This is a genomic window from Flavobacterium sp. (genome assembly GCF_044376915.1).
Taxonomy (GTDB): domain Bacteria; phylum Bacteroidota; class Bacteroidia; order Flavobacteriales; family Flavobacteriaceae; genus Flavobacterium.
Window position 1 is genome coordinate 1 of the sequence record NZ_JBILKB010000061.1, and the last position, 12322, is coordinate 12322.

A 12322-nucleotide genomic window follows, 5' to 3' on the forward strand; every position below is an offset into this window, starting at 1 on the left:
AATAATCCAATCAATAATCGTTCTACCATGTGTTTTTGACCTACAATTACTTTGTTCATTTCCATGGTAAGCAAGTCAATAAAAGCACTTTCACGTTCTATCTTTTCGTTAATGGCTCTAATGTCTAAGGTCGATGTATTTTCTTCCATTTTTAGGTTGTATTTATTACTTTGAAATTATCAACAATTTTTAACGGTGCAAATTGTAATTTTTTTTACTCATTCGTTGTTAACATTGCGTTAAAAAACAATAAAAAAAGGGGAATTTATGCCTCTTTTATGATTCAATTTTTATAATTTTAAGAAATATTTAAAAATTACATCGACCATGGCTGTACAATTATCACCTATTATTGCTGGAGTAATGAATTGGGGGGTTTGGGATAAAAACCTCAACACTAAGGAAATGAACCACTTAATTCATCTTTTTTTTGAAAACGGGATTACTACTTTTGATCATGCCGATATTTATGGGGGGTATACTACCGAAGCCAGTTTTGGAAAAGCTTGGGCTAATGCCAAAATTGACCGCGAAAAAATCCAATTGATTTCAAAATGCGGGATTCAATATGTGTCTGAAAATCGTCCACAAAATACAATTAAACATTATGAATATACATCAGACTATATCATTTGGTCGGTAGAAAATTCATTGAAAAATCTTCAAACCGAGTATTTAGATGTTTTGCTCTTGCACCGCCCTAGCCCTTTAATGCAAGCCGATGAAATTGCTAAAGCGGTGGAACAATTAAAAGTGACCGGTAAAATTCGTTCGTTTGGTGTCTCTAATTTTACATCCTCGCAAACCGAATTATTGCGCCAAAAAACCGAAATTGCCTTCAATCAAATTCAGTTTTCGGCCACAAATCATGAAGCCATGGTTGATGGCAGCTTAGATTATATGCAATTGCACCACATTCAACCGATGGCATGGAATCCGTTAGGAGTGGTTTTTAGAGAAAACACGGAACAAACACAGCGATTGAAATTGTTGTTTTCTAAGTTGGTAGAAAAATACCATGTGGGTTCCGATTTGATATTATTGGCTTGGATTTTACAACATCCTGCAACTATTTTACCCGTTGCTGGAACAATTAATGTCAGTAGAATCCAACAATTAATGAAAGCCAAATCCTTAATTTTAGACCCTCAAGATTGGTTTGCGATTTGGACGGAAAGCATGGGTAATAAAGTGCCTTAAGACAACTGATGATGGCACTACTTATTTTTGATCGATAGAGGTGATGAAGGAAAAAACTTACGTAATCGGCGATATACACGGCGGATTAAAAGCATTGGTTCAGGTTTTAGAACGAGCTAATATTTCAAAAAATGATACCTTGATTTTCTTAGGGGACTTTGTCGATGGATGGAGTGAATCTCCTGCAGTGTTAGATTTTTTAATTGCCCTAGAAAAAACCCACAATTGCATATTTATTAAAGGAAATCACGATGATTTATTGCTAAAATGGTTGCAAAATGATCCGGAAGGTTTTGATGAAAAAATGTGGTTTGCTCATGGTGGTGAAGCCTCGGCGTTAGCATACCAAAACATTGATTTTACAACAAAAGAAAAACACATTCACTTTTTACAATCGTTACAAGATTATTATTTAGACGATGAAAACCGATTGTTTATCCATGCTGGTTTTACAAACCTAAGAGGGGTTGCTCATGAATTTTTTACCCCTTTATTCTATTGGGATAGAACGTTATGGGAAATGGTTTTGGCTATGGACAACGAACTTTCAAAAGACGGGCTGACGTATCCAAATCGATTAAAACTTTACAAAGAAATTTATATTGGCCACACTCCCGTGACTAAAATTGAGGAGACTGCACCCGTTAATAAAGCGTGTGTTTGGAATGTAGATACCGGAGCAGCATTCAAAGGGAAACTAACGATTATGGATGTAGACACTAAAGAATTTTGGCAAAGCGATGCTTTACCCGATTTATACCCCCATGAAAAAGGAAGAAATTAATCACCTAATATTCATACAAAAGCAGCTCCTTAAAAAAGTTGCTTTTTTTTATGCCATCTTATTACAATTTATACCTTTGTCCCAAATTATTTATGTACGTAAAATCCATTCAAAATGAGTGTAATAGAAAGAAAACTGAAAGACCGTAGTGGTTCAGTTTGCGAAATTAGCGGAACAGAACATGACTTAGTGGTGTATGTGTTGCCGCCAACCAATGAAAGAACGGTTGAAAATAGTGTGTTGCTAGCAAAACACTTGAAAGACCAAATTGAAAACCCAGAAACAACCGACGAAAAAGACTGGAGAGGCTTGTCGGAAAGTATGTGGAGTGAACATTTACCGGTTCAAATTGTATCTTGGCGCATGTTAGCGCGTTTAAAAAATACCGATTTGTTGGACATGATGTATCTGGACGAAGAAGCCTTAGAATGGGCAAAAGCAACAGGTGAAGGCGAAGAAGAAGACGAAAATAAAATTGTACATAAAGACAGTAACGGTGTCACCTTACTAGATGGCGACTCGGTGGTGTTGATTAAAGATTTAGATGTAAAAGGCGCTACTTTTACCGCAAAACGAGGCGCTGCAGTGCACAACATTAAACTCGTTTGGGACGACGCCAACCTAATTGAAGGCAGAGTAGAAAACCAAAACATTTATATTTTAACACAGTACGTGAAGAAAACGAAGTAATTTTCAATGTGCCGATGTGGCAATGTGATAACAAAAAACCCCGCAAATTTGATCTTGTGGGGTTTTTTTGTGGGCACGGAATGCAATTCCGCGCTGTCGGAGTTCATGTGTAAACCTTTGTTATGGGTTTGTTTTATACAAATAAATAATAAAAGAAATTACTATAAGCGCAGCAATTCCTATAAATTTATATGTAAAAAAATTATCATATATGCTTAAAAAATCTTTTCCTTTTTTTAAGGTAGTATTTTTTATTACTACAATTACAGCTAAAATCAATGCAGCTAAAAATAAAATTGTAACAATCATATGATATAATTCATTAATTTTTTCAAATCTCCTTGAAAACCCTGCAAAATTTGCAGGGTTTTTCTATATCCAAAAAGTAACTAATCACTTATTACTTTTCGCTAATCCCTTAATTAAAAATCAAACTTAATCCCTTGTGCTAACGGTAACGCTGTTCCGTAGTTAATGGTGTTCGTTTGTCTTCTCATATACGCTTTCCAGGCATCAGAACCAGATTCACGGCCACCGCCAGTTTCTTTTTCACCACCAAAAGCACCACCAATTTCAGCACCAGAAGTTCCAATGTTTACGTTGGCAATTCCACAATCAGAACCCGCAGCCGAAAGGAATAACTCCATTTCTCTCATGTTGTTGGTAAAGATCGAAGAAGATAATCCTTGAGGTACCGCATTTTGCATCGCAATTGCTTCTTCGATTGTGCTGTATTTCATTACGTATAAAACAGGCGCGAATGTTTCGTGTTGCACGATTTCAAACTCGTTTTTCGCTTCAATGATACATGGTTTTACATAACAACCGCTTTCGTATCCTTTTCCTTCTAAAACTCCGCCTTCTACAATTACTCTTCCGCCTTCTGCTTTTGCTTTTTCAATCGCGTTTAAGTAATCTTGTACCGCACCTTTATCGATAAGTGGTCCCACGTGATTGTTAGCGTCTAATGGGTTTCCAATTTTTAACTGCGCATATGCTTTGGCTAAAACGTCTAAGGTTTTATCGTACACACTTTCGTGCACAATTAATCTTCGCGTTGACGTACAACGTTGACCTGCTGTTCCAACCGCTCCAAAAACCGCTCCTACCAATACCATAGATAAATCGGCTTCTTGAGAAACGATAATTGCGTTGTTTCCGCCCAATTCTAGGATGGTGTTTCCAAAACGTTCTGCCACCGTTTTTGATACGTGACGACCAATTCTGGTAGAACCTGTAAACGATACCAATGGAATACGTTTGTCGTTATTGATTAAATCCCCCGATTCGTTACCCACTACTAAACAGCTGATGCCTTCTGGTAAATTGTTTCTTTCTAATACGGTTTGAATGATGTTTTGACACGCTACACCACACAAAGGAGTTTTTGAACTTGGTTTCCAAATACACACATCGCCACATATCCAAGCCAACATGGTGTTCCAAGACCAAACCGCTACTGGGAAGTTGAACGCTGATATGATACCGACAATTCCAAACGGATGCCATTGCTCATACATGCGGTGCATTGGACGTTCTGAATGCATAGTTAATCCGTGTAATTGACGCGATAACCCCACTGCAAAATCACAGATGTCAATCATTTCTTGCACTTCTCCCAATCCCTCTTGATACGATTTACCCATCTCAAAAGACACTAATTTCCCAAGTGCTTCTTTGTGTTTGCGCAATTCGTCTCCCATTTGACGCACGATTTCGCCTCTTTTTGGAGCCGGAACCAATCGCCAATTTTTGAACGCTTCTTCGGCAGCTTTCATGGCGGTTTCATAATCTTCTTTGGTCGAAGATTTTACTTTTCCAATTAAATCACCTGTTGCAGGTGAATAGGATTCGATAATTTTTCCATTCGAAAACCACTTGGTTCCAGTAGAAGTTCCTTCGTTAATTTCTTTAATGCCAAGTTGTTGCAAAGCGTCTTGCATACCAAATTGAATAGCTGCTTCAGATATCATTATATAACTTTTTATTCGGTTTTTGTTAAATTTTTATCAAAGGTAAAAAATAAATTTCAAATGTTGCGTCGCAAATGTTACGGAACACCTTCAGTTATTTTGAATACTTTGGATTGGTTTCCATTACATTACCACACTTTTTACACGTCCTTTTTTCTTCCGAAGTATAGAACTCTTGAAAATGGGGCAAAAAATCTTTTTCAATATCGTGTAATTCAAAGTAAACGTCATGTAATTTATGATTGCAATTGTCGCAATACCACAACAAGCCATCTTTAAAACCTTTTCCGGCGCGTTTTCTTTCGATAACCAATCCAACAGAGCCTTCCGATCTTGCGGGCGAATGGGGTACTTTTGCAGGATGCAAGTACATGTCTCCAGCCGAAAGTTTCATGGCTTTTTTTTGACCTTCTTCTTGAATGAAAACCGTAATTTCACCTTCAAGTTGGTAAAACAATTCTTCGGTTTCATTGTAATGGTAATCTTTTCGGGCATTGGGGCCGCCCACAACCATAACAATGTAATCTTCTGAATCGATATATACATTTTTGTTGCCCACCGGTGGCTTTAAGTGGTCTTTATTCTCCTGAATCCACTTTTGTAAGTTGAAGGGTTTTGCCGTTGCCATTGTGTTGTAAATTAAAAAGGTAAAGGTACTAAAAAGTAAAAGGTTGGCTGTACTTTTTGTTACGAACCAACCTTTATCTTTTGAATCCTTATTTACTTTACTTCTTGAACCAAATAAATGTACACGGGAAAGTGATCTGAAAATCCGGGAATACCGTTTTGGTTTCGCAAAGGATATCCTTTCCATTGCCCTGTTTTTTGGATGAGAAAGGGTTTGTTGTAAATTCCTGCTTTCCAATATTTGAGGGAAGCATAATCGTTTTTATCTTTAGAAATGAATTGTTCACTCACCATAATTTGGTCAAAAATATCGCCAGAATCTCTATAGAACAATGACGCATGACCATCCTTTGCCATTTGTTCAAACGGATTGAAAATATCGGCTGGTTTTTTTAGTTCCTCTTTTTTAAGTTTAGCGCCAATTCCTTCCTTTACACTTTTGTTATAAGCACCATCGTTTAAATCACCCATCGTAATAATTTTTGCTTTGGGATTGATTTTAAGAATAGAATCCATAATTTTTCTATTCAATCTTCCTGCAGCTTCTCTATACGGACTACTTCTTTTTTCACCACCTGAACGTGAAGGCCAGTGATTTACAATTACATTGATTTCTTCCCCATCTAACATGCCTGTTACTAAAAGTTGGTCTCGGGTATAAATACGTTTGGTTTTTTTATCATAATTTACGTTTTCTTCTGTTTCCTCTTCTTCTTTCTTGCTTTTTTTAACAGATTCTGTTTCGGTTTCGTATACATATAAAGGCACATTTATGTAACTTACAGGTTGAAAGTGTTTTTCTTGGTATAAGAATCCCACGTCGATTCCACGCTTATCAGGGGAATCAAAATGTACCACTTTATATCCTTTATTGATGAGTGTTGGATGTTTGGTTAAATCTTCTAATACTCTTCTATTTTCAATTTCACACGCACCAATGATTACTGGCGCATTTTTTTGAGCGTCACTTGTGCCTAATTCAATAAGAACTCTGCTTAGATTGTCTAATTTCTTTTTGTAATTTTTTAAAGTCCAGCCTTCCGATGGTGTGTATTCTTCATCATAAGTATCAGGATCGTTAATGGTGTCAAACAAGTTCTCAAAATTATAAAAGGCAACCGTGTGCACTTTAAATTTTTTCTCTTGAGCAAATACATTATTTAAGAATAAAAGAGTAATAAATACTGATATGTAGTGCTTTATTTTCATACAAAAGGTTATGTTATGGTTATGCTTACTATAAAAAACAAGGTCAAAGGTAGATAATATTATTAAAATTTATACATTTGTAGGCTGTTTAGTTTTGAACGACTTTACATTAAATTAGTATTAATTTTTAATATTTTTTATGAAAAAACTTGTATTGAGCACGCTGCTAGTGCTGCAAGCTGTTTTTGTGTTTGCGCAACAAAGTCCGGCCTTAAAAGGAAAGGTAATCGATGCTAAAAGTCAAAAACCATTACAAAACGTTGTGGCCGTCCTTAAAAGCAACAACCAGTCTGCGTTAACGGATGTTGAGGGAAACTTTGTTTTTCAAACATTACCTCCGGGAGAACAGGCATTGGTAATTAAAACTGCTGGATACAACACACAAACCTTACTTTTAGAGCCTTCGACAGGAGAATCCATTGACTTAGGTACTATTATGTTAGAGGAGGATATTACCACGGAACAACAGTTGAGTTTGGTTACCATTACAGAAAACGATTTAGGAGACGACAACAGTGGATCGGAAAGTACTTCGGGCTTATTACAAGCAACTAGAGATACCTACCAGCAAGCTGCTGCATTTAATTGGGGGCAATCTCGTTTTAGAATTAGGGGTCTTGATAACGAATATGGCGTTACCATGATCAATGGTATTGTAATGAATAAACTATATGACGGTAGACCACAATGGAGCAACTGGGGCGGTTTAAATGACGCTACTCGTAATCAAGAATTTACAATGGGTTCTGGGCCATCCGACTACACATTTGGAAGTGCATTAGGAACACAAGAAATTAACACTCGCGCTTCATTTTACCGACCAGGATCTCGAATCTCTATGTCGGGAACCAACACCAATTACAGTTGGAGAACCATGGGAACCTATGCTTCTGGAATGGACAAAGATGGGTGGGCCTATGTGGTATCTGCTTCTAGAAGATGGGCGCAAGAAGGATACTTTGAAGGAACCGACTATGCAGCAAATTCAATTTTCGCAAGTATTGAGAAAAAATTTAATGAAAAACACAGTTTAAATCTAACGGCTATTTATGCACAAAACAGCCGAGGAAAATCATCACCAAATACCAACGAGGTAAACAACTTAATGGGTATAAAATACAATTCTTATTGGGGGTGGCAAGACGGAAGAAAGAGAAATTCAAGAGATAAAGATGTTGAAGAGCCTATGATAATGTTGTCTCATTATTGGAAGATATCAGACAAGACAAATTTAAACACCAATGTTGCGTTCCAAACCGGAACTATAGGAAATTCAAGATTGGATTTTCAATTGGGTAACAACCCAGACCCCACGTACTACAAAAACTTACCAAGTTATTTTAGTAATTTAGGAGGTTATACACAAAACCAATTAACCAACATTGGAAATACCTTTAGAGCCAACAGTCAAATCGATTGGAATGCCATGTATATTGCCAACCAAAACAGTGCTTTTGCTGGAAGAAGTGTTTATGTATTGTATGAGGACCGCACGGATGATAATTTGTGGAATGCAAACTCAATTTTAAACTCAAGTTTATCGGATCATATTGTTTTGAATGCTGGTATAAATATGCGAAAACTTCGCTCGCACAACCACCAAAACTTGTTGGATTTAATGGGGGGAGAATATTTTCAAGATATTGATCCTTTTTACACAGGTGATGCTAGTCAGTCCAACTTGAATAATCCTAACCGACAAATTCGTGAAAACCAAACCTACGGCTACAACTATTTATTGCACGCCTTAACTTTTGATGGTTTTACACAATTTAAATTTACCTACGACAAAGTTGATTTTTATTTGGCACAAAACTTCTCTAGAACCGAATATCAAAGAGAAGGATTGTATCGCAACGGGATTTATGCTGATAATTCTTTTGGTAAAGGAAAAAGCATCACTTTTGAAAACTTTGGATTTAAAGGAGGTATAACCTACAAATTAAATGGAAGAAATTATTTTGATTTCAATGGATTGTATCAAACTAAAGCACCTAGTTTAAGAAATACGTTTTCGAATGCCCGATTAAATAATGTAATTACTCCAGACATTCAAAGCGAAAACATTACTAGTGTCGATGCCAGTTATATTTTAAGAGCTCCAAAATTCAAAGCGCGATTAACGGGTTTTTATTCGAAAATTCAAGACGCTACTGAAATTTCATTCTTTTATGGGGAAGGAATCGGTAGTGATGAAGGAGGAGACGAAGATACATTTGTGAGTGAAATTGTAACCGGGATTGACAAACAAAATATGGGGTTAGAACTTGGTTTAGAATATAGTATTACTTCTACCATTAAGGCTACTGCAGCAGCTTCTTACGGACAATATATATTTTCAGACAATGCCAAATTGAAAACCAATGACGACGCATTAGCAGCAACAGGCTCTAATTCGCTAACTGATTTTGGAACCGTTTACATCAAAAACTATCACCAAGCAGGAATGCCACAAACAGCAGTCTCTCTTGGATTAGAATACCGCGACCCTAATTTCTGGTGGGTAGGTGCCAATGTTAATTATTTAGCCAATAGTTATTTAGATTTTGCCAATATATTGCGTACTGATAATTTTAGTATTGACAGTGCTACTGGAGATAATTATGCTGGTGCTACTCCAGAATCGGTAAAAGCTATCTTAAGACAAGAAAAATTTGATGCGTTTACCCTAGTTAATTTAACTGGAGGAAAATCTTGGAGGATCAGTAAAGCCAATAGAAACACCGTTGGTTTCTTTGCTTCTGTAAACAATTTGTTTGATATCCAATATAGAACGGGCGGATTTGAACAATCTAGAAAAGCAACTTTTCCAGACCTACAAGCCGATCAGGCAAATGGAACGCCATCATTTGGTTCAAAATATTTCTATGGCTACGGGAGAACATTTTTTGTAAACTTCTACATCAACTTCTAAAAAATTATGTTATGAAAATAAAATTTTTAAAAACAATATTCTTGTTAGGACTTGTTTCAAGTTCGTTAACAAGCTGTGTAGGAGATGACGATTATGTGATTCCTACAGTATACGAATACGCTTTTAATGAAGGCTTTGAAACGACCACAACAGGAAGTGGGTCAAATGAAGTTCCCATTTCATTAACCGGGTGGGTAAATTATAATGCAACCGCAACACGTTTGTGGCACGCACGAACTTTTACCAACAATATTTACGCAGAATTTTCATCGTTTTATTCAGCAACAGGCACTAATGATGTGGCTTGGTTAATTTCACCAGCCATAGATTTAACTAGAACTTCTGGTGAACTCTTGTCGTTTGCAACTAAAACCAGATATTCTAATGGATACCCTTTAACGGCTTTTGTGTCTACCAATTATGATGGAACAACTGCCGGTATTGCAACCGCTACATGGACTCCGTTGACTTTTACTAGACCAACTGTAGATGATGTATTTGTAAACAGTGGGAATATTGATCTTAGTGCGTATGATAACAATAACGTTCGTATTGCATTCAAATATACTGGTAGCAAGTCTGGTGTTACCACTACTTGTCAGTTAGATAATATTAAGATTACTAAAAATTAATACCTATGAAAAAATATAAATTAATAGTAACAACGATAATTTTAGCAACTTTTTCAAGTTGCGTAAATGGTGACGATTATGGGGTTCCCAACTTGTCTGACGAATGTGAAACGATAGCCAAAACAAAGGAAGTTAGTAATATTACAAATATTGCTACAGCTACAACGGTTCCTTATACAACCTCTGAAACAGTAGTAGATTATATTGAAGCGTATGTTACTTCAAGTGATGAAGGCGGAAATTTTTACAAATCCATCTCTATGATGTCTTTAGATGGGTTAAAAGGGTTTAGTATGCCTGTAGACAATTACAACCTTTATACAGAGTTTGAACCGGGTAGAAAAGTAACCATTAAACTAGACAAAGACCGTTATTTCAACAAACAACATGGTTCTACTGTTATTGGTTCATCCTTTAACAATGGGGTGGGTAGAATTTCTGGAGTTGAATATAAAAATGTAATCCTACGATCATGTGTCGATGTAGACGAAAACACGATTGTAAAAAATTTATCCATTACGCAAGCTAAAAATGATCAATACTTGAACATGTTAATTGAATTTGATGCCGTACAATTTACCGATGCTTCCATTGGAAAAAAATATTATGATGCTTCATTGAACAGTTTAGGTGGGGCCACAAATCATGAAATTACGGATCAATTTGGAAATAAAGTGATTGTTAGGGTGAGTGAATATGCAACATTTGCTGCCAATGCAGTGCCTTCTAAAAATGGGAAAATTCGTGGGGTAATGACCAAATACAATAGCGATTACCAATTCATGATTCGAACCTTAAACGATGTTAATTTAAGCGGAGATCGCTTGGCAATTGATTTATACCCACCATTAGTGGGTACAGGGCTTGTATATGATGCCACCTTAAACGAACCGTTTACCTCATACAACACAACAAACCAACAAGTATTCCCTAAATACATTAACGACGCTGCTGTAGGTAGTAGATATTGGCAAATAAAAACTTTTGGCGGCAATAAATACATCCAAATGTCCTCTTTTGGAGGAACACCAGAGGCCAATCGCACACTTTTCATTGTTCCAGTTAACATGACAACGGCAAATACTTTCTCGTTTGAAAGTAAAGCAGGATTCCATAATGGAAACGTATTAAAAGTGTATTATACTACTAACTATACTCCTGGTGCACAAATCTCAACCGCAACTTTAACAGATATAACTTCTAGGTTTACAATTTCACCTGGATTACCTTCTGGCTATCCCACTAATTTTACTCCAAGTGGTGTTTATAACATCCCGGCAGGAATTACAGGAAATGGATTTTTTGTGTTTGAATATTTGGGAAATGGTTCAGGTGGGGCAACCACTACCATGCAAATAGATAATATTGTAATTAACTAATTGCAATTCTAATACATCAAAAGCGGCTTTATGGAGTCGCTTTTTTTATGCTTGCTATTTTGTACCTTTGTTTTCTTAATGAACGATTATGTTAGAGAAAGAAGTTATTGACTTTGAAAAATCAATTATAGTTGGAATAATAACCCAAAACCAAAGTGAAGATAAACTAAACGAATATCTTGACGAATTGGAGTTCTTAACCTTCACTGCGGGCGGAACAGTGGTCAAACGCTTTTCCCAAAAAATGGACAAACCCAATCCGAAAACCTTTGTAGGTACAGGAAAATTGGAAGAAATCAAATATTTTATCAAAGACAACGATATAAAAACCGTAATTTTTGATGACGAATTAACGCCTTCCCAATCGAAAAACATTACCAAAGAATTGGATTGCAAAGTATTGGATAGAACCAATCTGATCTTGGATATTTTTGCGCAACGTGCCGAAACATCATATGCCCGAACACAAGTAGAATTAGCCCAATGCCAATATTTATTGCCTCGTTTAACCGGAATGTGGACCCACTTGGAACGTCAAAAAGGAGGTATCGGTATGCGCGGTCCGGGGGAAACCGAAATTGAAACCGACCGTCGAATTGTCCGTGATAGAATCTCCTTACTGAAAGACAAAATCAAAGTAATTGACAAGCAAATGGCTACCCAACGCAGCAATCGCGGTGCTATGGTTCGTGTGGCTTTAGTGGGATATACCAATGTGGGCAAATCAACCTTAATGAATGCCGTGGGAAAAAGCGATGTATTTGTCGAAAATAAATTGTTTGCCACACTTGATACTACCGTTAGAAAAACCGTAATTAAGAATTTACCGTTTCTTTTAAGCGACACCGTAGGGTTTATTAGAAAATTGCCGACACAATTGGTTGAGTCGTTTAAAAGTACCTTAGATGAAGTGA

General features: G+C 36.5%; 11 protein-coding genes and 1 pseudogene. 7 read left to right on the plus strand and 5 right to left on the minus strand.

Annotation, left to right across the window (positions count from 1 at the left end):
• Positions 1-149 (minus strand): annotated as a pseudogene (locus ACIQ6Z_RS07225) (ATPase); the annotation flags it as partial.
• Positions 150-327: 178 nt separating this feature from the next.
• Between ACIQ6Z_RS07225 and ACIQ6Z_RS07230 the strand changes: the two are divergent.
• From ACIQ6Z_RS07230 to ACIQ6Z_RS07240, 3 genes are all read left to right on the plus strand, one after another.
• Entirely contained in the window at positions 328-1200 is an 873-nt protein-coding gene (locus ACIQ6Z_RS07230) for an aldo/keto reductase family oxidoreductase (RefSeq protein WP_396210245.1), read from the plus strand.
• Positions 1201-1243: 43 nt separating this feature from the next.
• A complete protein-coding gene (locus tag ACIQ6Z_RS07235) occupies positions 1244-1984 on the plus strand; it encodes a metallophosphoesterase family protein (RefSeq protein ID WP_396210246.1) in 741 nt (246 codons plus the stop codon).
• A gap of 114 nt (positions 1985-2098) precedes the next feature.
• The gene (locus ACIQ6Z_RS07240) at positions 2099-2674 is read left to right on the plus strand and encodes a PhnA domain-containing protein (RefSeq protein ID WP_396210247.1); all 576 of its coding nucleotides are present in this window, start codon (positions 2099-2101) and stop codon (positions 2672-2674) included.
• A 120-nt stretch (positions 2675-2794) separates the two neighbouring features.
• Here ACIQ6Z_RS07240 and ACIQ6Z_RS07245 read toward each other — a convergent pair whose 3' ends face one another.
• The 4 genes from ACIQ6Z_RS07245 to ACIQ6Z_RS07260 form a co-directional block, all read right to left on the minus strand.
• Positions 2795-2983 (minus strand): hypothetical protein, encoded by a 189-nt coding sequence (locus tag ACIQ6Z_RS07245; RefSeq protein ID WP_396210248.1) that lies wholly within the window; start codon positions 2981-2983, stop codon positions 2795-2797.
• 113 nt (positions 2984-3096) lie between these two features.
• Entirely contained in the window at positions 3097-4617 is a 1521-nt protein-coding gene (locus ACIQ6Z_RS07250; RefSeq protein WP_396210255.1) for an aldehyde dehydrogenase family protein, read from the minus strand.
• A 124-nt stretch (positions 4618-4741) separates the two neighbouring features.
• Positions 4742-5275: a 3-hydroxyanthranilate 3,4-dioxygenase gene (locus tag ACIQ6Z_RS07255; RefSeq protein ID WP_396210249.1), complete on the minus strand. Its 534-nt coding sequence runs from the start codon at positions 5273-5275 to the stop codon at positions 4742-4744.
• A 92-nt stretch (positions 5276-5367) separates the two neighbouring features.
• Positions 5368-6483, minus strand: coding sequence for an endonuclease/exonuclease/phosphatase family protein (locus ACIQ6Z_RS07260; protein ID WP_396210250.1), 1116 nt, complete (start codon positions 6481-6483; stop codon positions 5368-5370).
• A gap of 139 nt (positions 6484-6622) precedes the next feature.
• On the opposite strand from ACIQ6Z_RS07260, the gene ACIQ6Z_RS07265 reads away from it, so the two are divergent.
• The 4 genes from ACIQ6Z_RS07265 to hflX all read left to right on the plus strand — a co-directional run.
• Entirely contained in the window at positions 6623-9397 is a 2775-nt protein-coding gene (locus ACIQ6Z_RS07265; protein WP_396210251.1) for a TonB-dependent receptor domain-containing protein, read from the plus strand.
• A gap of 11 nt (positions 9398-9408) precedes the next feature.
• Positions 9409-10029 carry a choice-of-anchor J domain-containing protein gene (locus ACIQ6Z_RS07270; RefSeq protein WP_396210252.1) on the plus strand — a complete coding sequence of 207 codons (621 nt, stop codon included), beginning with the start codon at positions 9409-9411 and terminating at the stop codon, positions 10027-10029.
• Between the two features lie 5 nt (positions 10030-10034).
• On the plus strand, positions 10035-11408 hold the full coding sequence (locus tag ACIQ6Z_RS07275; RefSeq protein WP_396210253.1) for a DUF5689 domain-containing protein: 1374 nt from the start codon (positions 10035-10037) through the stop codon (positions 11406-11408).
• A gap of 88 nt (positions 11409-11496) precedes the next feature.
• Positions 11497-12322: GTPase HflX (gene hflX / locus ACIQ6Z_RS07280; protein ID WP_396210254.1), on the plus strand; the 826-nt coding region annotated here is incomplete at its 3' end.

What these genes read in the sequence shown, in the direction of transcription:
- ACIQ6Z_RS07230 (WP_396210245.1), top strand. Translation starts at nt 328, where the DNA reads ATGGCTGTACAATTATCACCTATTATTGCTGGAGTAATGAATTGGGGG.
- ACIQ6Z_RS07245 (WP_396210248.1), bottom strand. Translation starts at nt 2,983, where the DNA reads ATGATTGTTACAATTTTATTTTTAGCTGCATTGATTTTAGCTGTAATT.
- ACIQ6Z_RS07240 (WP_396210247.1), top strand. Translation starts at nt 2,099, where the DNA reads ATGAGTGTAATAGAAAGAAAACTGAAAGACCGTAGTGGTTCAGTTTGC.
- ACIQ6Z_RS07250 (WP_396210255.1), bottom strand. Translation starts at nt 4,617, where the DNA reads ATGCAAGACGCTTTGCAACAACTTGGCATTAAAGAAATTAACGAAGGA.
- ACIQ6Z_RS07275 (WP_396210253.1), top strand. Translation starts at nt 10,035, where the DNA reads ATGAAAAAATATAAATTAATAGTAACAACGATAATTTTAGCAACTTTT.
- ACIQ6Z_RS07255 (WP_396210249.1), bottom strand. Translation starts at nt 5,275, where the DNA reads ATGGCAACGGCAAAACCCTTCAACTTACAAAAGTGGATTCAGGAGAAT.
- ACIQ6Z_RS07260 (WP_396210250.1), bottom strand. Translation starts at nt 6,483, where the DNA reads ATGAAAATAAAGCACTACATATCAGTATTTATTACTCTTTTATTCTTA.
- ACIQ6Z_RS07235 (WP_396210246.1), top strand. Translation starts at nt 1,244, where the DNA reads ATGAAGGAAAAAACTTACGTAATCGGCGATATACACGGCGGATTAAAA.
- ACIQ6Z_RS07265 (WP_396210251.1), top strand. Translation starts at nt 6,623, where the DNA reads ATGAAAAAACTTGTATTGAGCACGCTGCTAGTGCTGCAAGCTGTTTTT.
- ACIQ6Z_RS07270 (WP_396210252.1), top strand. Translation starts at nt 9,409, where the DNA reads ATGAAAATAAAATTTTTAAAAACAATATTCTTGTTAGGACTTGTTTCA.